The sequence below is a fragment of the Paenibacillus sp. 598K genome, from assembly GCF_003851045.1.
GTDB lineage: Bacteria > Bacillota > Bacilli > Paenibacillales > Paenibacillaceae > Paenibacillus_D.
In genome coordinates this window covers 97,425-118,123 of the sequence record NZ_BFBX01000001.1, presented here as the reverse complement: position 1 = coordinate 118,123, position 20,699 = coordinate 97,425, and the positions used below count along the sequence as shown (strand labels likewise).

Sequence of the window (20,699 nt, the reverse complement as noted above, 5' to 3'; positions counted from 1 at the left end):
AATCATCACAAAAGTAAGGCGACGCCAAATACAAGTATCGCCAAAGATCGACGCCAAGGGACAGCCTGAGCTGCCCCTGCGGAAGTCGATACGCTCGTCCGAATCGTTGCCATACTGCCGAGCTCTATACGCTGATGCTGCTCACGAACCTACCCTTTGGGAAGACTGCGCTGAGCCCGCGACGCCATTCGCTTCGTCGCTGGATGGTCCGAGTCCCGCAGCCAACCCTGGCACACGTCGACAACCCACTCCGGCCGGGTCTTTGAAGCGTCGTTGAGCCAATTCGCCACCGAATCCTGCACATACTTCGAAGGGTCGGCCTTGAGCGGCTCCAGCAGCGGCAGCGCCCATTCGGGATATGTCTTGAGCTCTGCGATATGCCGGGCCCAGACGCCTCGCGGCCGGGTCGCTTCGACGGCGAACCGTCGGATATTGGCATCGGCATCGGCCACCCAGGGCGTCAGCAGCGTGATCGCCGCCTGCGCGTCAGCCGCGACCGCATCCCGTACCGCCATCCACGCGATCTCCCGTACGCCGAAGTGGCGGTCCGCCGCATAGGGACGACTATGGGATAGCTTGTCCTCCAGCGTCTCATGCGACAGTGCGGTCGCAAATGTTGCCCAGCAGCGCACGCTGTCCGATGGATGAGCGACCAGACGCGCAAGCAGCCGCTCCCCGTCCGCCTGCTGCATCGCTCCGATTACGATCAGCCATTGCTCTGCAATCGCTGCGATCACTTTCATCGTGGATTGTCCCTGAGTCGCCTCTAGCGCCAGCAGCATGCGAGCCCCCTGCTCATGCAGAGTCAGCTCGCTAGCCACCTGCTCCAGCAGCCTGATATGGTCAACTGCGAGCCACTCGGTCAGGTTGACGCTTTCGATGGCGCCGCTGTTCAGGTAGTCCAGCACCTCCGGTGTCAGCTCCTTTGCTGTACGCGCCCCCTTCCGAAGACGGATTTCTTCAGGGATGATCGATTTACTCTCGTTCATTGGCTATAGCCCTCCTCGGATCGTTCAACATTCCTTTTATCCTACCCGAGTCGAGGGCTGTGAAGATGTAATCCGGTTAACAAGTTGTAAGGCGAGCGGGTAATTGGCGCTATTGGCGTTCGACCAGGCTTCGGTGCAGAGCTACTGTGCGGAACCCGGTTCGCAGTTGGCCGCAAGCGACCAATTCCTTTAATGTCAGTGCCACGGCCTCCCTCGACACCCCGACTAGATGCGCGATTTCTTGCTGGGAGATCGACAGCTTGATGGTCGCATAGCCGTCTTCATCGTCCTCCGTGCCAAAACGTTCTGCGAGCTTAAGCAGCGCCGCCATTACTTTCTGATGCAGGCTGCCAAGACTCAGACTTTGGATGCGAAGACTCATGTCCGACAGCCGCTCGCTCATCGTCTGCAGCATATTCAGCATGAACTGCGGATGGTCGAGCAGATATCGATCAAATCTTGCCTTGTCCATCACGCACAGATCGCTCTCCTCCAGCGTCTCGATGAACAGCTCACGGGTCCCCATGGAGATGCTCCCAAGCTCGCCAAATATATTGCCCTCGCTCAGAATATCCAAGGTTAACTGCTTCCCGTCCCCATTCAGTTGGTACAATCGCACCTTGCCGCGTTTAATGAAGAACAGCTCCTCCACAAAGGTGTCTGGCGTCTGGATGAATACGGCTTTCGGGTAGGTCGTGATGGTCGTCAGGGCATCCATCGTGATCAGATCCTCTTCGGAAAGCAAGCGCATCAGGTTAAACGAAGACAGATTATGTATACGGTCCATTGCATCTCCTTTTCGGGTCGGTTTCGCTTCTCCGGCCTCCCTTTCCTATCCATGCTTTAGTGTTTGTTTATATCGGGTTTGCTCTACTCGCCTTTTCACCCCGACTTGGTTTTGTTATCTTGCTCTTTAAGCCTATCATTCACCCATATCTGGCTACTTCAGGTTATACTATTGTTGGAGGTGCATTCAAGTGAAGTCAGACCGCAATAATGGCCCGAGCGGACAGGCCGACCGGGACAAGGACGAGGGGATCGGTCCAGCGCCTGCATCAGACGAGCAATGGCAAGCGATCGCGAGCAACGACGCTGGCTATGACGGACAGTTTTGGTATGCGGTCAAGACGACGCGTATCTTCTGCCGTCCCTCCTGCAAGTCCAGGCTGCCACGACGGGACAACATCGGCACTTTCGAGAAAGCCGAGCAAGCGCTCGCCGCCCGCTATCGTCCCTGCAAGCGATGCAAGCCGACTGGACAGCGACTGCCAAGCGAGGAGTGGATCGCCGTCGTCACCGACTATATCGATCTGCATTACGACGAGGCACTGTCGCTGAACACGCTCGCTCATCTCAGTCATGGCACGCCGTATCATCTCCATCGCACCTTCAAAAAAATAAAAGGCGAAACGCCGACCGCCTATCTGCAGCGCACGCGCATCCATCATGCAAAGCTGGCATTGCTGCAATCGGATGCTCCAGTCTCCGAGATCGGCGCTGCAGTCGGTCTGGCGAATTCCCCCTATTTTATTACGTTATTCAAGAAGATGACGGGGTTGACGCCCGACGCCTATCGCAAACATCATAAAACGCAAGTCAAGGAGGACATATAATATGGCGACCACATCCCCAAACCGCAGCCCGCTCTACTGGTCTGTGCTGGAAAACGCGCAATGGCGGCTGCATGTGGCAGCCGCCGAGGACGGGTTATGCTTTGTCGGCTCGCTGGGGGAGTCTTATGATGAACTGGCAGCCTGGGCAAGCCGCAGGCTGCCGGAGTACGACCTCATCCGCGACGACACCCGACTGAAGCCTTATGCAGCGGCGCTCGACCGCTACATTCAAGGCGAGCAGGAGCGCTTCGACATGCCCCTCTACTACCGGGGTACGCCCTTCCAGGAGGCGGTCTGGCAGGCATTGCAGGCAATCCCGTATGGCGAGACACGCTCATACTCGGAGATCGCCGCGCAGATCGGCAGACCTGCTGCGGTGCGGGCGGTCGGCGCTGCGATCGGCGCCAATCCGATCCTGATCGCCGTGCCCTGCCATCGCGTCGTCGGCAAGAGCGGCGCATTGACCGGCTATCGCGGCGGCATGCCGATGAAGACGAGGCTGCTGGAGCTTGAGCAGTCGATAGTTGGCCAGCTTGGCTAGATAGGAGGCGAGACGAAGATGAAGATCGATTATACGTACAAAACACCCAAGACGCTGCTGAACAAGGGCACCGGCTTCCTGTCCGGCTACAGCCACTCGCTCAACCCGTATAGCGGCTGCAGCTTCGCTTGTTCCTACTGCTATGTGCGGCAGATGCCGGTCGCAACCTTCCGCGGTGCGGAATGGGGCAGTTGGGTCGACATCAAGCAGGAGGCGGCTGGCCTGCTGCGCAAGGAGCTGATGCACAGCAAGACCAAAGATCCGGTGACGATCTTCATGTCCTCCAGCACGGACCCTTACCAGCCGATCGAATACGAAGCGAAGGTCACGCAGTCTCTGCTGCGCGTGATGGTCGAGGAGCCGCCCGATTTCCTGCTCGTCCAAACCCGGAGTCCGCTCGTCACCCGGGATATCGAGCTGCTGCAGGCGCTCGGCGACCGGGTTCGCGTCAGCATGACGATCGAGACTGACCGCGAGGACATCCGCAAGCATTTTACGCCGTCAGCGCCGCCGATCGCGGCCAGACTCGGCGCGCTCCGCTCGCTCGCGGCTGCGGGCATAGACGTCCAGGCGGCGATCGCCCCTATCCTGCCGAGCAGCGAGCGCTTCCCGGAGCTGCTGCGCCCCCTGGTCAGCCGGGTGTGCATTGATGATTACTTCATGGGCGACGGCAGCGGTGGTCGACGCTCGCGCAGTCTCGGCATGCAGGCGCGGTACGAGGAGCTGGAATTGGAGGCGTGGTATGAGCCATCCGCCTATCGCCTCGTCTATGATCGTATGCGTACCTGCTTTGCGGAGGAGGAGCTATTCATCAGTCAGACAGGCTTTGAGCCGTGATAGCCCTCGCATTCCCTGTCCGGGTCCTGGGTTCATGCCTCCTCCGGTCCGCTGGGCTATGAGTCTAGCCGCTCCGCCGTATAATGATGGGTCAGCCTGTCCTTGATAGCTGTCCGGGCTTTCGCCTTGGGCACCGCCTTGGCCTCATAATAACCCGCTTGCAGGTAGCCGACGATGTATTCGTCATCCTGGACGCCGATCCGACGGCAAAAGTCCGGCTCGTACAGAAATGCGCTCGTCTTCCACACAACGCCGATCCCCTGCTCCCAGGCGAGCAGCTGGAAGTTCTGAATAAAGGCTGACGCAGCGCCGTGAGCCTCCATCCAATGCATCTCTGACTGTCCTCGAGGGATGACGACCATAAGGTGAATCGGCGTATCCGTGACGAACATGCGATGCAGGTTAGCCCCGTACTTGTCTATAAACTCCGGTGTCTTGGTCGAGAAAAAAGCGCGCAGCAGCAGCTCCTTGGCATCGTCCGTAAAAAGAAGGAAGCGCCATGGCTCTTCGGCTGAATGAAACGGCGCCCAGGCCGCTTGCTCCATCATCATCAGTATGCGTTCTATCGGAACGGGCCGGCCGTCGAACTGGCGGACGGTGCGACGGCCGATTATCGCTTGACCAAGAGCCGATGCTGGGATAGAAGTCATGGTCACGCTCCCCCCTGCAGCTCCGAGAGTACCCGGATCGCATCCTCCAGTTGGGCTTGCAGAGCCAGCGGCTGGTAGGGCAGCCAGATATCCCGATCCACCGTGGCGACACGTCCATTCTTCACAGCCGGCAGGCTCTTCCAGATCGCGCTGCTCTCGATGACCTCCATCATCCCGCCAGCCTCGCGGGCATTGTCATCGACCATGAGGATGACATAGTCTCCGGCAAACTCCGACAACAGCTCCATGGAGATCAGCTCGGAGGTGAATTGCGGATTGCCGTCGATCAGCTCCTGCAGGACAGCAGGCGCCTTTAATTGCAGCGATTGATAGAACACATGCCCGACATTGCGCGGACCGTAGGCCAGCAACTCGTCCTTGCCGCGGACCCGGAAGATCGAGACGGTCTCATCCGGCGCCAGCCATCCCTGCACCTTGTCCCGGCCTTCGGCTTCCTTGCGGTTAAACCCCTCTATCCAGGCCTCGGCCTCCTCCTGTCTGTCGACGATAGCGGCAACTTCCCTGATCTGCTCCCAGATGTCCATACCTAGCCAAGGCAACGTGACCGTCGGCGCGATGAGCGCCAGCTGGTCCCGCACCGCCGGCTCCGTCGAGCTGTCGTCGAGCAGGATCAGGTCCGGCTCGAGCGAGAGGATTTTCTCCAGATTCATGTCATTGCCCACATCCTCGATCCCTTCCAGCAGCCCTTCGAGGTACGGTCCCCTCATATGGACCTGCTTGGCTCCGATGACCCGGGCATCCAGCGCCAACAGCCCCTCCAGGAAATTCCCTGCGACGATATGCTCCGGCTTGGCCGGAATCATCTGCTCGCCGAATACGTCGGTGTAGGAGACCATCTCGCTTTCCTCTGCCGTCTCCTTTGTTTCTTCTGCATCGCCTGACGAACTTTGCTCTGCTTGCTCGGATACTGTATCGGCTCCTTGCTCGTTGGGAACCGATTCCTGTTGATCTCCCGCGCAGGCAGCGACGGCGAGCGCTACCGCCAGCAACATTACCCCTAATAACCAGCGTTTCAATTTCATTGTGCATCTCCTCGTGATAGTAATAATCATTCTCATAGATTGTAGTACACGAAGAGACGACTAGCGATAGCTATATCGCTGATCTTGGTTGGACTAATCGCTGATGAACAGTCGCTCCGCATGCCCGAGCTGAGCATAGATGGAGCTAGGATCGTATCCGAGCCACTCGGCGGACTTGATGTACTGTACCTGCTTTACGCCTCTGTTCATCATGTCCTCCCACGCACTGGAATGCCGGAGCTGCTCATAGCTGTGTCGGGAACCGGGCAACTCTTCCCGGATCATCACGAGGATCCGATCCGCAGCGTAAGCCGGCAGCTCTGCAGGCGCGAGCAGCCGCGAGTGGAACAGGCTGTCGCGTCGCAGACGCTCCGCTACAGGCGCAGGCGGCGTCAACCCCAGAGCCCGGTACAGGACATACCCGACGTTGCGAACGCCGTAGACGCAGCATCCCTCCGGCCGGAATACGAGGATGGCTACCGTCTCGCTCTCTCCTACCTGCTTGCGGATGAGCTGCGCCGTCTGAGCTCTCCGCTGCTCGTAGCGGTCCATCCAGCTTTGCAGAGCCGATGCGCGACCGCATAATTGAGCGATTCGCTCCAGCTGCGCCAGCCAGTCCATAGACATCCAGGGGATCTCCACGGTCGGCGCGAACGTCCGTACCTGGGCCATAAAAGATTGACCTTCCTCCTGCAGCGCATCGAGGCAAAATGCAGCTTCCGGTCGCAGCAGGGCCAGCGCCTCCAGTCGCCGCTCCTCGGATTCCGTCTGACTGATCATCCTCGTCGCTCCCGCATGCTGAAAGCGTGTCTGCGAGTACTGCCAGTCCGGTACAACCGCCGCTACAGGCTCTACGCCGAGCGCCAGCAGATGTCCATAACAAGGGGAGGAATATGCAGCCACCTGAGTCAGCTTGCTGCTGCGGAAGCGCGTTGGCGTCATACCGGTCCGCTGCTTGAATCTGCGGCTGAGATACCAGCCGTCCTTGAAGCCCGCCATTGGAGCAACCTCGTGCAGCGGCAGGTTGTTATGGAGCAACAGCTCTTTGGCCCGGTTAATCCGCAGCGACGCGAGATACTCTGCAGGGCCGACGCCCGTGAGCTTGTGGAACAGGGCATAATAATGAGCCAGACTCAGCCCCGCGCGGCGCGCCAACGTCTGCTTGGTGAGCGGCTCGGCAAACTGTCGCTGCGCATACCGGATCGTCTCCAACACCGCATCCTCAGCGCTCTGTTGCTCCGAGAGCTGACGGCGCGTCATCCACCAGAGCACAATCTGCTGCACACGGATGCTCCGCTCCAGCCTGGCTGCACCGCCAACTGCATGATCCAGAGCCTGCAGCTCCGAGAACAGCGGATATACTCGCTCCGCCGTCTGCTCCACTCCTCCGATCAAGGGTTCGCTTGCAGGGTCCAGCGTCCGGAAGGTCAACACCGACACCGACCACTCGTCATGCGAAGCCGCGCACAAGGACACGACATCCAGGCGACGAGGCGACATCCAGGCAGCCCCCTTTCCCAAAGACCAACATTGGTCTGAGCTATGCAGATCGCCGCTGCCGCTATGACCCAGTATCATGACGTTGCGCTCTTGCCCTGCAGATAAGCCAATGTCCAGGCTCATGCTGCCTCCCGCTTGGATCGTGTGACGCTCCATTGACACATAGGCATACATCGTTTTGTCTCCCTCCTCGCGCTACTTGATTACTCATGCGCCAACGCCCACAAGTAGATCGAAGCTATCGTGCCATAAGGCGAAAAACGGGCACGAACCTGCTCGAACTCGAGCTTGGACAGCTCCGTCAGACTGTATAGCCTCATGATCCCTTTGCGGATCGCCGCGTCGCCATAGCTGAGCACATCGCGCCGAGCCAGCCCGTGGATGAGCAGCATCTCAGCGGTCCATCGTCCGATGCCATCCTGCTTCGTCAGCTCGGCCACGACCTCGTCATCCGGCAGCTGGCGGAGCGCCTCGATATCCCAAGTCCCTTCATCGATCCTGCTTGCCAGACTGTGAATGCATTGCGCCTTTTTCATCGTCAAGCCGCAAGCGCGGATCTCATCCACGCTTGCGCCGGCTAACTGTCTGGCCGTAATCTCCCCCAGCTCTCGCTGCATCCGGCCCCATACGGTACGCGCTGCCTGCAACGAGATGAGTTGGCCTACGATCGCATGGACCAACGCCGCGAACAGGTCCGGAATCACCTCGCGTTCGAGCTTGCCCATCCGCTCGATGACGCTGTCGAGCGCAGCATCCCGCTGCCTGAGCGCCTCCAGCTCTTCCTGTCCATACTCATAATAAGCCGTAATGACACTTCCCATCCCTCAGACCTCCTTGACCGGAGAGCGTGCATACCGGCGATTGCGAGCTATGCGCGCCCTTCTCTTCCTACCACTATACTCGAAATCGCACGTTCGCAGCGACGTCTCATGTAAAAGCGCAAGATTGCGAAGTCGTCACAGGATGCGATGCGCTCATCAAGCCCATCGGCAGCGATTAAAGTGATTGGGCGGGAGAACAGCCTGGTTTGTAGCGAATAGCCAAAAAGACGCCATCAGGCGTCTTGGACTGGTGCTGCGCTGCATCTCCCGCGTCGATTGGCGGGCTATTCGCCCAGCAAGCTGGTCGTGATAAACTCCAGCTGCTGATCAAGGGAAATCGGATCGTTGTAATAGTAGCCCTGAGGATCGATATTGTAGACGAGGCCGTTTTTGACCGCGTCCAGGCTCTTCCAGATGGCGCTATCGTACACAGCGGAGCCGTTCACTTCCCCGTCATCCCACCCGAATATACTCGTGAAGATGATGTCCCCCGCATAGTCTGGCAGCTGCTCCAGGGAGAAATCCTGGCCTGCCAGCTCTCCGTCGATCAGATGCTGCTTGACGAGCGCCGGCGGCGTCAGCTCGAACTCGTCATAGATAATCTCGCCGCCGCGGCCCCCCTTGTTGCCCCAGGCGTAGATGCCTTTGGCATGCGGCTGCATGATCGCTACTGTACGGTCGCCGACGGCCTCCTGGACGGCGGGCTTCACCTCAGCTATCTTGGCGTCCCACGCCTTGACCCATGCCTCGGCTTCCTGTTCCTTGCCGGTAATCTTGCCGAACTCCAGCAGCAGCTCGGACGGCTTCTGAGCGCCGTACTCCAGTCGGACGGTTGGCGCGATCTGCGTCAACTGCTCATAGATCTCGTCGCCCACGTAGCTGAAGACGATGATCAGATCGGGATTCAGCTCCAGGATCGCTTCGAGGTTGCTGCCGTCGCCGATGTTCTCGATCCCCTCTAGCAGTCCGTCATGGAACGGGTTAACCAGTCCATAGTCGACCGAGGCGATCGGCTTGATGTCGAGCTGCAGCAGATTGCCGATGGCGCTGCCCGTCAAGTCGACGATCCGCTCCGGCTTGTCCGGCACCGTGATGCTGCCGAAGGCGGTGCTCGTATACGTCCGGGTCGACCCCGTTGTCGTCGCTTCCTGCGTATTGGTAGCTGCGGTTGTATTGGCGGATGGACTCCCGTTGCCGGTATTGTTCGCCTCGGCGCCTCCTGGCGCTGGCGAGCTGGCGCAGGCGCTCAGCAGCAGCGATACCCCCAGCATCAGTGTAGCTGCCGTTAATGTTGCCGATCTTTTTGTAGAATACAAGCTTACCCCTCCACGTCTCTTTAAGTGAGAATGATTTTCAAATTCATTCACACTATACCACCCGTCCGGAGCCGGAAGAAGGGCAGATCGGGTATGTGGACCGGGCAATTCGGGTATGCTCCGTTTGCTTGCCATCTCCTTGTAGCGGGAAGGGGCATAGCCGTAATGCTTTTTGAAGCTGCGGCTGAGCGTATGCGCGTCGGGGTAGCCGACTTGCTCGGCGATCTGTTGCAGCGTGCGCTCCGAGGTGAGCAGCAGATGGGCTGTCGCCTCCATGCGGATGCCCGTCAGACGACGCATCGGGCTCGTCTGCAGCCGCTTGCGGAACAGCTTGGTCAGGTAGCTGACACTACAGCCGAACGTCGCCGCCAGCTGCTCCAGCGAGATCGGCTGTCGATAGTGCAGCTCCAGATACTGCGTCACCTGTGCGAGCAGCTCAGGCGGCATCGGAGATGATCCGGCCTGCTCCAGCTGGTGCAGCAGCTCCCAGACGAACTGGTGGAATCTGGCGCGGGCGCGCAGCGTCAGCATCGGATCGCCGCTGCTCCAGTCGTGGTGCATCTGCTCCAGCTGCGTCTGCAAGACGAGCGGGTAAGGCGGCTTGCAGCTATACGATTGCCGGAACGGATTGGCCGACGGCAGCAAGCCGAACCAGCGCCGGGTGCGCGGCAACGACAGCGACGCCTTGTATAATACGAGCCAATACTCAAAGGTCTTCTCGGCGACGAGCTGGAGCCGTGCGCCCGCAGGACCATGGAGCACCTGGCCCCCGTCCATTCGGTATGTCTCTTCGTCGAGCCGCACCGTGGCGCTGCCGCGACTGGAGCAGATATACGCATTGGCAGGCAGACGATAGCTGCGGGCTAGACTATCCCCCTCTGCCTGGATACTACGGATGTCGAGCACCTTCACCGATGCGTGATTCCATAGCATAATCTGCTCGTCCAGCCTCATCTTGTCCGCTCCTTATGCGATTACTGTTCCTCCATTATAATTGATAATGATTATCAGGGCAATTCAATCCTCAAACAACGAGCGACGCTGATTAAAAAAGTCATAGAAGAACCTGACGTTCTCCAGCTCATGCCACTCTGCCGTCTGCAAGGAAGCGCGGTCGAGATTGTAAATCTTCGCATGGAGTGTCCCCAGCATAAACGGGGAATGGGACGCGATGACGAATTGACTGTCCAGGAAACGCGCCAGCTCGTTGATCTGCTCCGCAAGCTTGATCTGATTGGCGGGCGAGAGCGACGTCTCCGGCTCGTCGAGCAAATAAAGTCGGCCCGGGTGCAGATGCTCCTCAAAAAACTGCATCGCCGTCTCGCCGTTGGAATACTTCTCCTGTGAAAACTGAATGATGCCCATCTGCTTGGCAAACGCCGGGCTGTTGCTATGCGTCTCCGCCTGCTCCTGCGTCATGCCCTTGCTGCGATTCTCGAACAGGAGCCCCTCCCGCAGCACCGCCTTCTGCTGGATCTTCTTGATTTCATACAGAATATCCTCGGATTTGATATAGCGGCTGCCTTCCGGCAACCGCCCCTGTCCGCCTTCAGCGCGTTCAAGCTCCAGTTGGATGCGGCTCTGTTGAAGAAAACGCTGCACATAATCGGTGTATCCATAGCTTTTGATACGCTCCGCGCCAGCGAGACCCAGTTTGTTGGCCATCAGGTTGAGCAGACTGGATTTGCCGGAGCCATTGTTGCCGTACACAACCGTGATCCGATCGAAATACAGCGCCTCGCCCGCGAAAGACCGGAATACCGTATCGGGATATACATTCGGGTTGCGATCCATCGAGGACGGCAAGGTAAAGCTGCTTAAATAGTTCATGGTTCTCCCCTTACTTTAATAGCCAAGCTGCTGCATCGTTAAGATCATCTGCTATGTATTGCGGCGTTACGTTAGCCCAGCTTCCATACCACATCCTCTAAAGCCCCCCATTCATCATTGTCACCATAACGAGCGTCCACATGAGGACAGCAAAAAACAAGCCGCACCAATACATCTCTTTACGATATGGGCGGTTTTTGACGATCTTGTGGATCGCCGTCAGCAACAAAACAATGAAAAAAAACGCAATGATGGGCATCAGGTAGACGCCAATGAACAGAAAAGCAATCATAGGTTCATCCTTTCAAAACTGTTTTTAGTGTTCAGGGGCGGATTGCTTACTCCAGTACTGCATGATAAATCGTGAGTGCGGAAGGTACTCAATCATCACCATCGCGTCTAGTTCAACAGTCGTTATGCTGACCGGGCTGATGTACGTGGTATTCTGAATACGAATCTCCTCCCATAGACCAAAACCTTTTGTCGTCTTCGCCTGGGAGACAGCCTCCAATTGGCCTACGGCGTATTTAAAATCCCGCTTCACATAATGGCTAATGTCGTAGTAGGATGGCAGAAATACAAGAACAAATAGAAGGATCAAGAAGCTGCCTGCAACAATGACCACGGATCGAAACAGAATTCGCATTCCTCGCGAACGGACCGTTTCCATCTGGGACACTATGGCCAACAAGATACAATACACACCGAAGAGTAAGTTATATGTACCAAACACGAGCCATCCCCAAAAAAAGATGCGAAAGAATAGACTCACAAAAAATGGAAGCGTGAACAGCGTACCAAAAGTTGAATTCTTCAAAAACTTTTCTATAGCCTCCACCTCACCGAAAAGAACTTCTATGTTAAACGCACTATAGAGAGGAAGGTTCCAAGTTTCAATATTCTTGCAGAAAAAAAAGAGCCAGGCACCCTGGCAATAAGCGGCCTGGCTCTTATGGCTTCCGTTCCTTTTAGGACCCCGGCGTTACCTCAAGATCGATAACCGTACGGATCGGCGGATACGGCTCAAGCTGATCCGGCTTCAGTGTCATGCGCACATGCTGTCCGACCTCAACAGATGCGTACTGCGCTTGGTCCACCACGTACCATGCGATATCCGCGCCTTCCGCTTGCGCTTTTTCGATCCACTCTTCCTGGGAAAGCTCCTCCAGCGCCATCGGCTCCTCCGATGGATAGACGAGCAATCGCCCTCCCGGTTCCACCGCTTCCTTGGATACGATGTTCCCTGCCACAGACCACGTCTCGTCACCTTGACCTGGCTTGTTCATCGGCTCCTCCTTGTTCACGGAGCCGCACGCCGCAAGCATGATTACGAGCAACCCCCAGGTTATCAAGACATACATTTTGCTTCGCATTGAATCCCCTCCTCATGGTTATAGACGGAGGAATCCCCAAAAGGTTACAGCTTCCAACCCTCGGCGCGGAGCAAGTTTTCGATCTGCGCCGCATGATGGCGGTGATGCCAGAGCCATCGCTGCAGCGCGACATCCAGCGTGATGACGCCAAGGACTGCCGTCTGCATCGTCCGCTCGTAGTCCTCGCTGGTCAGTCCCTGGAGCAGTACGAAAAACCGTTCATGCAAAATGCCGAGCAGCGACAAGGAATTCGAGACAGGCAGCTTCTCGTAATCGATCAAATCTGCCCACAGTTCCTCCCGATAATTGCCCCTCGTCCAGACCGTCAACCAAGCTGTGCAAATGTTCGACCAGTTTCGGCACCTCATTGGCTCGGTCCATAATGGCTCCATACGACGAAACGCTTGCTGCTTGAAAGGCGCCGATCGGATATTGGTTGGGATGCATGTCACTGGTCCTTTCAGAAGGAATGGAATTCTTTTGTTGCTCCGCTTAATTAAAGCTTAGCTGCTCATAATCCAATTCGTTCACCCAACTGTCGAGGCTCCGAAGTGCCTCATGATCCTTGTGGCGAAGGAAACGAACAAAATGGTGCTGCCACTCCGAGCAAATATCGTCTGGATCAGCTGCAATCACAGCCAAGAGCGGCTCACTACGCAGCTCCTCGTAGAACACCACCTTGGCCAAAATCGCCAGCTCCATCTCGCCAAAAGCACGAAAGAGCGCTTCGTACTCGTCGCCGTACAAGCATTCCGACTCCAGCAGATCCAGGTAGTCATGGATTGAATGCACCTTCTGCAACATAAGCTTAACCTTCTCTTCCGTGCTTGCACAACTATGAATCTGATCGAGCAACCGCCTTAGCTGAGCCGAACTCATCACATCCGCTTTGTCAAAGGAGATGACCATCGAGCTTGCTGCCGCCTGTCGCTCCATGACGATCACATGGTCGAGGCTATTATGCTCGGCCGCGTGCTTCACCCGTTGCACCAGCTCCTCCTTACAGTCATCCATATAGGCGATCAACAAATGGTCAAGTGCCAGATCCTGCTGAATGATTGTCATGGCGCTCGTGATCGCCTTGCGAATCTCCCCTTCTGAGAATCTCGCAAATTGATGGGCCAGACGCTCGTATTGAGCAACGCTTATCCTCAGCTCCGTCGGCGCTCCGCCACACAGGGTGGAGAATACCGATTGGTTCAGGATCAGCTGGAACAAATTAAACAATTCCATCCGATAATCAAATCGACACATTCTCCCGTAATGGGATAGCAGCTCCAGGATCGCTTGCAGATCAAACTTGGCGCAAAACGTATTTTCCAGCTGCAAGCGTTCCAAATATTGCTTCATGTAGAATACGCCTTGCAGCTTCATATCATCCTGAGCCAATGGATAGTCGATGCTGGCCATCGTATTGTGCGCATGGAAGATCAACCCGTATTTGCAAAGAAACACGGGCAGTGCCTCGTCAATCGTCAGATGATACGCTTCGATCGGCACCTGTAGCATCGTGCTGCTGACTTCCTCATAAAGCTGCTTGGTGTCCGCGAAGCATCGACTGACCGTCTCGACCCCCTGAGTGTAGATGTCGCGGATGTTCATCCGCTTCAAGCAGTCGATAGCCTGCTCCGGTTGGCCCAGTCCGAACAAGTGGGCATCCATCGCATACAGGACCGAGACCATGATATCCTCGGCCGTCTCCGTCGTCACCGAGGTGCTCTCTCCTTGCGTATAGCGCAGGATCAGCTCTTGCAGGATCAGCATCAAGCCTTGCTGGATGCGCATCGCCTCCTCGCTGGTCAACAGTCCGGCATGTCGTCCTTCTTGCAGCAGACCGATCGTATACTGATGACGAGGCAATCGCGACCGGCGAATTTCACGTCCAGCGATCCATCCGCGGTTTTCATTCATCTCTTCAGCTGCCATGCAGCATCATCCCCTTCCAGATCGCTATCGTTCTTCATCGCTTCCACACGACACTGCTCGGCATAGGCTTCCAAGCGACTTTGTAACAGGTCGAGAGAGCCCGCGCACTCCTCTTCATACAACCTCTTCATCATGTGGATGAGCTGGTAGTCGCTGATTCTATCCTCCGTTTCGTTTTTCAGATTATAGAAGATCTCATGCAGTGCCATTAACGTCTCCGCGTAGCTCTCTTGCTCCACATAAGCCGAGGAAGCGAACTGCTCCACCATTTCTTTCGTCACGTCAATCCCCAGCTCTACCCGCCCATAGCTTTGCAATACTTGATCTCTGGCAACCATGATCATTGCAATCTCTTGCTCGGTTAGGACCACGCCGTATGGCCTGGTTTGTTCATTGAGCCCCAGCAGCTCGGCTGCATACAGCTCCGGTACGGAGGCATTCAAGGACTGGAAGATGCGGGGCCAAAACATGGGATCTCCTCCTTCATTATGGACTAGCAAATGGCGTGTTCCATGTTGCTTCTAACTTCTCAAAAATAATTCTTGACATTATTACGATAATGTGATATAATATATTTTTAATTGTTATAATATTATAGTTCCACTCTTTGTATATGTCAATGATCAAGCAGACTTATAAATGCTTAGAATTTAAGAAAAAACCCGCCTCCCCAAAGGGAAGGCGGGTTTTTTCTGTCGGCCTAGTACTTTGTAACATTCCGACTCCTTACAGAAGCTACCGTGATATACTACCTTTAGCAGATGTTATGTCAGTCTCCGAAAAGGAAGTGAGCGTCGTGTTTCATGATGAACTCTTCGTTAATCTCGACAAAATGATTCCCGATTGGCATACCGCTGCAGAGAGAATCGGCTGGAATATTGTTGTGTTTATGCTGGAAGGCACGGCGCATTATTGGATCAATGGCGAAGAAATCTTGCTGAACGCCAACGAAATTCTGTTTATGCCTATCCATTCAATACGCAGCGGAAGTAATTATAACGGTCAGCCCCATCTCAAATATACCGTGTTGTTTACGCAGACCCTGCCTTTTCAAGATGAACCGGACTTCTTGAAACGCCAGCATTACTTTATTATCCGAGCACGCAACATGAACTATTACAAACACCGCATTGAAAAGATGTTCTCCGAATTAAGAGAAGGCCACCGGGCCAGGAATTATATCTGCAAAGGCATCTTGCAGGAGTTGCTAGGGTTGCTGGAGAAAGAAATGGATGAATCCAATCTCGCTCCAATGAAGGTTCAATATGCCGAAACGATAAAAAACTACCTGCTTGCCCATTACCGGGAACCGATCGAAATCGATACATTGGCGAGACTGATCCATCGTTCGCCCAATTATACGATTTCGATCTTCAAGGAAAAGATGGGCCATTCTCCCATTCAATACGTCCATTATTTGCGGATTATGGATGCATGCGATTTTTTGATGGTAACCGATATGACCATTTCTGCGATCTCCGATCATCTGGGCTATTACGATCCTTCGTATTTCTCCAGAACCTTCAAGAAATTCATGTCGATGTCGCCAAGAGAGTATGTGATGAAGCATGTCGAGTCCCGGAGCTTAGGGTAGAGCAGCTCATTATAAACGCTCCTGCGGATGCCGCTCTTGCAGCTTCGGAATGGCGTCCGCCCGCCCCGTAGCCCTCAGATGGCTCGCATATCGAGCCAGATGGCCCCTGGCATGATACGGCCCCCCTTCCTTCATGACCGTCCACATCGGGTCGACGTCATAAGGCATGGTCATCATGGCCGTATCATGCCATTCGTTCAGCAGATAGACCGCTTCCCGGCAGAGTTCCGGACGCTGCTTCGCCAGATTGTTCGTTTCATGAGGATCGTCGGCGATATGGAACAACATTTCTCTGTCAAACAAATGGTACCCGTCGTGATAGGTCCGGATGTACAGGTAATCGCCGAACCGGACGCTGCGCTGGCACACATGAGCGCACTGCGACACTACGAGATAGTCTCTACCCGACTCTGCTCCGCTGCGGATGACGGAGGCATAGCTCTGACCGTCCCAATCGGGGACAGGCTGCTGCTGTAGCAGCTCAGCCAGGGTGGGAAGCAAGTCGAGGTGATAATGCAAGCCATGATCGACATGGCTCTGCGCGGCTCCCGGCCAGCGTACGATCATCGGGATCCGGCAGGTGCCCTGATCCGCAGTGCCGTGCTCCCCGTAGATGCCCAACTGCCCCATGTTCTCCCCATGATCCGACGTAATGATGATGACGACCTCGTCCATGATTCCTTGTTGCTCCAAGCGGTCGAATATAAGGCCCAAGTGCGAATCCATATATCGAATGCCGCAATCATACCCGTCAATCATATGCCGCAGTTCCTCATACTGCTCGATTTTACCGGGATGTCGAGGATATTCCGGGAAGGTTTTGTCGTTATACATATTCAGCTCATGTACGCTATGCGGACCTATTTTTTGCCGATGCTCTTCGAACACCTCTCTCGTAAGCCAAGCCGGGATCGGCTCCTCCTCAAAAGGATTGCCAAACGCCTGCGGCGCGCGGTAAGGCGTATGCGGATCCCAGTAATTCACATACAAAAACCAATCCTCCTCGCGCTGATGTCGGTCCAGCCAGTCCAGCACGGTTGGCGTCACCTCTTCGGCCGACTCCATGCCGCTTCTGCCGGTATTGTACATCTCCTGGAAGCCAGCATAGAAGTTATAGGCCGAATGCCGCTCTGCAAAGGGGCTGATCAAGGCCGTCTTCATCCCCTGCTTTCTGAATATCGCCGGCAGGCTGTTCGTATGGAGCTTGCTCTGGAAGTCTCTGCTCGCCCCTTCCAGCCGTTGATCGGCCGCGGTCCCGCCATGTCCGACCACTCCGTTGTGGATGCCGAATTTCCCGCTCATCAGTGCGTTTCTGGACGGGCAGCAGGGAGCGTCCGATGTATAATAGTTGGTAAAGGTAACCCCGCTCTGCGCGATGCGATCAATATGAGGCGAGGTGTTGCGGTGATAGCCATAACATCCCAGATGTGTCGGATTGGTCGAATCGAGATCTAGCAGCAATATTCTCACATGTATCGCTCCTCGCGGTTCGTATTTTGGAAGCAGGGACAACGCCGCCGCTTCTTAAAGTATAGTTAATCCGCAAGGAGGGTGACCAGGTATAGAACTCGAATAACTTGTATCATTCTACGAAAAAGCGCTATCGATCGGGATATCTCCCCCGCTCCAGACGATGCGAGAGGTCCAGGGCGCGGCCGGACCGCTCCAGAACCGATGCGAAGCCGGCAGGCCCAGCGGCAGGAAGGCCGCGGCACACAGATACAGGCTCCCAGTCGAGATATAGCGCTCGCCAAGCTCCGGCTGATGTCCTGCGAGTCCGATCGTCAGCCACCCATCCGGCGTAAAGGTGCCCGGTGCGTCCAATGTACGGCGAATGACCGCCGTCAGCGCGCACCGTACGCTCTCGGGGGAGAGCTCATCCGGCAGCTCGCCGCGCATCGCGCTCTGGGCGAGGCTGTGGAACGCCCCGCAGCGGTAAGGGAGCGAACGCCCGATCGGCGGGAACGAGCCGTCGGGCCCGATGAACCGCTCCAGGACAGCGGCATATCGGCGCGCCCGAAGCTGCGCGACAGGGCGCAGCGCATCCCAGGTCTCGTCCTGTCCGCGCATCGTCTCCAGCAGGTCGATCAACATTGGCTGGATGACGAAGCTGTTGTAATAGTCCCAATGGAACTCCGGTCCGTCGCCATAGGCGCCGTCGCCTTTGTACCACTGCTCATGCTGCCGGATCGCATAGTCGATCCGCATCGGGTCCCAATCCGGCTCTCCCATGACATACAACGCCGCTTCGATCAGGGCGGAGAACAGCAGCCAGTTGGACGCGTGAGGCTTGCGACTGCGCGTCGCCTTGAGCGCGTCCGCGACATTGCGCTGCACCTCCGGCGTCAGCTTGCTCCACAGCTCGCCAGGCGCGCGCAGCAGCGCCTGCGCCAGGAAGGCAGCGTCCACGATCGGCTGCCCGCCCTCCGCGAAGTTCATGGCATCCGGCGATGCCGGGTTCGTCCCGGCATCGATCGCAGCCCTGGCCAGCGCCGCATATTGGATGCGCAGCTTCTCTTCCGCTTCCTCCTCTGCGCCGCCTGGCTGCTCCAGCCATGGCGCTATGCCCGCCAACAGCCTGCCCAGCGCCTCCAGATGCGTATACTTGGCGCGATCCTCCTCCATGCCGGGCTTGCATTCGATCGGCATGGACAACTTGAGCCTCCGCTCGGCCAAGGGGCCCAGGACCGGATCGGCGAGCTGCCTCAGCTTCTCCAGCCAGTAGGCGCGCTGCGCCGCTTGATCGACGTTGGCATTAGCTCCTGTCATCGTCCTCTTCCTCCTATCTCTCAGGCTGCCCTCAAAACCAAGCCTACGGTCACGGGATCGTTCTGGCTACAGCCCGAACAGCCTGTACAGCACAGCTGCTGCCTGCGCCCGCGTCGACAGTCCCTGCGGCGCGAAGCTGCCGTCGCCCATGCCGTCCATGATGCCTTGCTCCTGCATGAGCGCTATCGCTTCTACCGCATAAGGCGCGATACTGGCGGCATCCGTGAACGTCGGCGCCGCTGCGGTCCGGCTCCACGTCAGCCCCAGCGCCGTCGAGGCGCGGTGCAGCATCACCGCCATGTCTTGTCGGCTGATCGGATCGTTGATCCCGAAGCTGCCGTCCGGCTTGCCCTGCACGATGCCGAGCCGCTGCGCGGACGATACGGCTGGATAATACCACGTCTCCCGCTTCGCGTCGGTGAAGGTCGCCGCTGCCGACGTCTCCTCCAGCTCGAACAGCTGCACCAGCATCGTGATGAACTGCGCCCGCGTCAGTTGGCCGTTCGGGTCGAATGCGCCGTTGCCGACGCCGTTTACCGCATCCCGCGCCGCGAGCGCTTCGATGTAGACTCTCGCCCATTCCGCCTTGCCGAGGTCGGCGAACGTCTTGTGTACGTAGGCCGGGAAGTACAGACCGAAGCGCTTGGGGTTAAACTTGACGGTTTGCGTCTCCGGATTGTATCTTGCATTTTTGACCAGCTCCGGCTTGCCGTTAGCCGCTATATAGTAGACGACGACGTTGTCCGCCGTCTCCCCAGGCCGCAGTGTATAGGGCAACTCTATCATTACGTCGCCTGCGCCGAACGCAGCGATCGAACGTCCGTCCAGCAGCAGCTCGAGATGATAGCCCGCAGCTCCCGGAGCAACCTGCTCGCCGAGCCCGGCCGGAATCGCCGACGCATCCAGCCGCGTCGCCGAGAACTGCAGGACAGATTCTGCTTCTTCGATCAGTCGCCGTTCCAGCGTTACCCGAGCCAGACCGCTGTCGATGACGATTTGCTGCACTTTGCGCCCCGATTCGGCCCGCATCTGAGCCAGAGGGAACGACACCGCCACCTTGCCCGTCGAGGCATCAGGCTTCACCACGATCCGCAGCGTCGAGCCGCTCAGCAGCTCGATCGCTCGCTTCATGTGATCGTCGCTCAGCTTCACCTGCGCCGTGCCGTCGACAACCTCCGGCGCTTCCACCAGCACAGAGGTCGCCGTGATGATCGGTTCCTTGCCGAGATTCGGGCCGCTGCCGCCGCTCGTACCGCTCTCCCCCGTATTGCCCCCTGATCCGCCATCGCCATCTCCTCCACCCGGGCCGGTCCCCGAGCCGCTATCGCCGCCCCCAGGGCCGCTGCCCGAGCCGCTGTCGCCTCCACTCGACCCGCCGCTGACGATATTTACGCTCGTTTTGATACCCGGAGCATGACTCATCCACTGCTCGCCGGTATCTCCCAGCTTGATCGCGCCCAGCGTGAACTCCGCTGCGCCGACCGCCTTGGCGGTCAGCTTGACGGTGCCGAGCACGAGGTTGCCGCTCTCGCCTGGCGCATCGCCGAGCTTGCTATAGACGCCGCGCACCTGGCCTGCGGCCAGCAATTCGGCATTGGCCAGCCCGCTGAAGCCGCTTAGCTTGCTGGTGAAGACGCTGCTGCCCGCCGTCCACAAGGCCGGATCGAACATCAGGTTCAGCTCGTACGCCACCAGCTCTCGCGCGTTGCGCAGACCGATCTCCACAACGATCGTCTCGCCCACCTTGACCTCGGCCTTGGACACGCTCATGTAGAACTCCGGGGCCTCCGGCGCCGCGAACAGCGCTTGCGGCCATACCGAGCATAGCAGCAGCCCTACCAGTGCGAGGCACCACGCTCTATTTGTAATTCGGCTATTCATACCCTTCTTCATCCCC

20 protein-coding genes are annotated in these 20,699 nt (G+C 57.2%); 4 read left to right on the top strand and 16 right to left on the bottom strand.

Going from position 1 to position 20,699, the window contains the following annotated elements; genetic code table 11:
• Positions 1-149: 149 nt before the first annotated feature.
• Together PA598K_RS00465 and PA598K_RS00460 are read right to left on the bottom strand one after the other, a co-directional pair.
• The gene (locus PA598K_RS00465; RefSeq protein WP_260405202.1) at positions 150-989 is read right to left on the bottom strand and encodes a DNA alkylation repair protein; all 840 of its coding nucleotides are present in this window, start codon (positions 987-989) and stop codon (positions 150-152) included.
• A gap of 109 nt (positions 990-1,098) precedes the next feature.
• Entirely contained in the window at positions 1,099-1,776 is a 678-nt protein-coding gene (locus PA598K_RS00460) for a Crp/Fnr family transcriptional regulator (RefSeq protein ID WP_128654961.1), read from the bottom strand.
• Between the two features lie 190 nt (positions 1,777-1,966).
• Here PA598K_RS00460 and PA598K_RS00455 point away from each other — a divergent pair, with 190 nt between their 5' ends.
• Genes PA598K_RS00455 through PA598K_RS00445 form a run of 3 tightly spaced genes read left to right on the top strand, consistent with a single transcriptional unit; the run spans position 1,967 to position 3,980 of the window.
• Positions 1,967-2,602, top strand: coding sequence for a bifunctional transcriptional activator/DNA repair enzyme AdaA (locus PA598K_RS00455; RefSeq protein WP_376739025.1), 636 nt, complete (start codon positions 1,967-1,969; stop codon positions 2,600-2,602).
• Position 2,603: 1 nt separating this feature from the next.
• The gene (locus tag PA598K_RS00450; protein WP_128654960.1) at positions 2,604-3,143 is read left to right on the top strand and encodes a methylated-DNA--[protein]-cysteine S-methyltransferase; all 540 of its coding nucleotides are present in this window, start codon (positions 2,604-2,606) and stop codon (positions 3,141-3,143) included.
• 18 nt (positions 3,144-3,161) lie between these two features.
• The gene (locus PA598K_RS00445; RefSeq protein ID WP_128654959.1) at positions 3,162-3,980 is read left to right on the top strand and encodes an SPL family radical SAM protein; all 819 of its coding nucleotides are present in this window, start codon (positions 3,162-3,164) and stop codon (positions 3,978-3,980) included.
• A 56-nt stretch (positions 3,981-4,036) separates the two neighbouring features.
• On the opposite strand, the gene PA598K_RS00440 is transcribed toward PA598K_RS00445, so the two are convergent.
• The 11 genes from PA598K_RS00440 to PA598K_RS00390 all read right to left on the bottom strand — a co-directional run bounded on the left by PA598K_RS00440 (position 4,037) and on the right by PA598K_RS00390 (position 14,909).
• A complete protein-coding gene (locus tag PA598K_RS00440) occupies positions 4,037-4,630 on the bottom strand; it encodes a nitroreductase family protein (RefSeq protein ID WP_128654958.1) in 594 nt (197 codons plus the stop codon).
• Between the two features lie 2 nt (positions 4,631-4,632).
• Complete coding sequence (locus tag PA598K_RS00435; RefSeq protein WP_185601383.1) at positions 4,633-5,673, bottom strand: ABC transporter substrate-binding protein; 1,041 nt, start codon at positions 5,671-5,673, stop codon at positions 4,633-4,635.
• A gap of 93 nt (positions 5,674-5,766) precedes the next feature.
• Positions 5,767-7,173, bottom strand: coding sequence for an AraC family transcriptional regulator (locus PA598K_RS00430; protein ID WP_185601381.1), 1,407 nt, complete (start codon positions 7,171-7,173; stop codon positions 5,767-5,769).
• Between the two features lie 203 nt (positions 7,174-7,376).
• Positions 7,377-7,994, bottom strand: coding sequence for a DNA-3-methyladenine glycosylase family protein (locus PA598K_RS00425; RefSeq protein WP_128654955.1), 618 nt, complete (start codon positions 7,992-7,994; stop codon positions 7,377-7,379).
• Between the two features lie 284 nt (positions 7,995-8,278).
• Positions 8,279-10,264 carry an AraC family transcriptional regulator gene (locus PA598K_RS00420; RefSeq protein WP_128654954.1) on the bottom strand — a complete coding sequence of 662 codons (1,986 nt, stop codon included), beginning with the start codon at positions 10,262-10,264 and terminating at the stop codon, positions 8,279-8,281.
• A 63-nt stretch (positions 10,265-10,327) separates the two neighbouring features.
• The gene (locus tag PA598K_RS00415) at positions 10,328-11,140 is read right to left on the bottom strand and encodes an AAA family ATPase (RefSeq protein WP_128654953.1); all 813 of its coding nucleotides are present in this window, start codon (positions 11,138-11,140) and stop codon (positions 10,328-10,330) included.
• A gap of 97 nt (positions 11,141-11,237) precedes the next feature.
• Positions 11,238-11,432 carry a hypothetical protein gene (locus tag PA598K_RS00410; protein WP_128654952.1) on the bottom strand — a complete coding sequence of 65 codons (195 nt, stop codon included), beginning with the start codon at positions 11,430-11,432 and terminating at the stop codon, positions 11,238-11,240.
• A 676-nt stretch (positions 11,433-12,108) separates the two neighbouring features.
• Positions 12,109-12,513, bottom strand: coding sequence for a DUF3221 domain-containing protein (locus PA598K_RS00405; RefSeq protein WP_128654951.1), 405 nt, complete (start codon positions 12,511-12,513; stop codon positions 12,109-12,111).
• A gap of 44 nt (positions 12,514-12,557) precedes the next feature.
• Positions 12,558-12,794, bottom strand: a complete 237-nt coding sequence (locus PA598K_RS00400) for a DinB family protein (RefSeq protein ID WP_128654950.1) — start codon at positions 12,792-12,794, stop codon at positions 12,558-12,560.
• A 211-nt stretch (positions 12,795-13,005) separates the two neighbouring features.
• Positions 13,006-14,439, bottom strand: coding sequence for a DUF6179 domain-containing protein (locus tag PA598K_RS00395; RefSeq protein ID WP_128654949.1), 1,434 nt, complete (start codon positions 14,437-14,439; stop codon positions 13,006-13,008).
• On the bottom strand, positions 14,421-14,909 hold the full coding sequence (locus PA598K_RS00390) for a DUF6323 family protein (protein ID WP_128654948.1): 489 nt from the start codon (positions 14,907-14,909) through the stop codon (positions 14,421-14,423). The genes PA598K_RS00395 and PA598K_RS00390 overlap by 19 nt, the downstream gene beginning before the upstream one ends.
• 326 nt (positions 14,910-15,235) lie before the next feature.
• Here PA598K_RS00390 and PA598K_RS00385 point away from each other — a divergent pair, with 326 nt between their 5' ends.
• Positions 15,236-16,033: a helix-turn-helix domain-containing protein gene (locus PA598K_RS00385; RefSeq protein ID WP_260405201.1), complete on the top strand. Its 798-nt coding sequence runs from the start codon at positions 15,236-15,238 to the stop codon at positions 16,031-16,033.
• A gap of 9 nt (positions 16,034-16,042) precedes the next feature.
• On the opposite strand, the gene PA598K_RS00380 is transcribed toward PA598K_RS00385, so the two are convergent.
• The 3 genes from PA598K_RS00380 to PA598K_RS00370 form a co-directional block, all read right to left on the bottom strand.
• Positions 16,043-17,503 (bottom strand): sulfatase family protein, encoded by a 1,461-nt coding sequence (locus PA598K_RS00380; RefSeq protein ID WP_128654946.1) that lies wholly within the window; start codon positions 17,501-17,503, stop codon positions 16,043-16,045.
• A 117-nt stretch (positions 17,504-17,620) separates the two neighbouring features.
• Positions 17,621-18,802 (bottom strand): DUF2264 domain-containing protein, encoded by a 1,182-nt coding sequence (locus PA598K_RS00375; RefSeq protein WP_128654945.1) that lies wholly within the window; start codon positions 18,800-18,802, stop codon positions 17,621-17,623.
• 66 nt (positions 18,803-18,868) lie between these two features.
• Entirely contained in the window at positions 18,869-20,683 is a 1,815-nt protein-coding gene (locus PA598K_RS00370) for an S-layer homology domain-containing protein (protein WP_128654944.1), read from the bottom strand.
• Between the last annotated feature and the right edge of the window lie 16 nt (positions 20,684-20,699).

Bases quoted from the DNA above. Each gene is read 5' to 3' on its own strand.
- PA598K_RS00415 (WP_128654953.1), bottom strand. From the start codon at position 11,140: ATGAACTATTTAAGCAGCTTTACCTTGCCGTCCTCGATGGATCGCAAC.
- PA598K_RS00395 (WP_128654949.1), bottom strand. From the start codon at position 14,439: ATGGCAGCTGAAGAGATGAATGAAAACCGCGGATGGATCGCTGGACGT.
- PA598K_RS00450 (WP_128654960.1), top strand. From the start codon at position 2,604: ATGGCGACCACATCCCCAAACCGCAGCCCGCTCTACTGGTCTGTGCTG.
- PA598K_RS00440 (WP_128654958.1), bottom strand. From the start codon at position 4,630: ATGACTTCTATCCCAGCATCGGCTCTTGGTCAAGCGATAATCGGCCGT.
- PA598K_RS00370 (WP_128654944.1), bottom strand. From the start codon at position 20,683: ATGAATAGCCGAATTACAAATAGAGCGTGGTGCCTCGCACTGGTAGGG.
- PA598K_RS00375 (WP_128654945.1), bottom strand. From the start codon at position 18,802: ATGACAGGAGCTAATGCCAACGTCGATCAAGCGGCGCAGCGCGCCTAC.
- PA598K_RS00420 (WP_128654954.1), bottom strand. From the start codon at position 10,264: ATGAGGCTGGACGAGCAGATTATGCTATGGAATCACGCATCGGTGAAG.
- PA598K_RS00435 (WP_185601383.1), bottom strand. From the start codon at position 5,673: ATGAAATTGAAACGCTGGTTATTAGGGGTAATGTTGCTGGCGGTAGCG.
- PA598K_RS00465 (WP_260405202.1), bottom strand. From the start codon at position 989: ATGAACGAGAGTAAATCGATCATCCCTGAAGAAATCCGTCTTCGGAAG.
- PA598K_RS00460 (WP_128654961.1), bottom strand. From the start codon at position 1,776: ATGGACCGTATACATAATCTGTCTTCGTTTAACCTGATGCGCTTGCTT.
- PA598K_RS00410 (WP_128654952.1), bottom strand. From the start codon at position 11,432: ATGATTGCTTTTCTGTTCATTGGCGTCTACCTGATGCCCATCATTGCG.
- PA598K_RS00430 (WP_185601381.1), bottom strand. From the start codon at position 7,173: ATGTCGCCTCGTCGCCTGGATGTCGTGTCCTTGTGCGCGGCTTCGCAT.
- PA598K_RS00425 (WP_128654955.1), bottom strand. From the start codon at position 7,994: ATGGGAAGTGTCATTACGGCTTATTATGAGTATGGACAGGAAGAGCTG.
- PA598K_RS00390 (WP_128654948.1), bottom strand. From the start codon at position 14,909: ATGTTTTGGCCCCGCATCTTCCAGTCCTTGAATGCCTCCGTACCGGAG.
- PA598K_RS00405 (WP_128654951.1), bottom strand. From the start codon at position 12,513: ATGCGAAGCAAAATGTATGTCTTGATAACCTGGGGGTTGCTCGTAATC.
- PA598K_RS00445 (WP_128654959.1), top strand. From the start codon at position 3,162: ATGAAGATCGATTATACGTACAAAACACCCAAGACGCTGCTGAACAAG.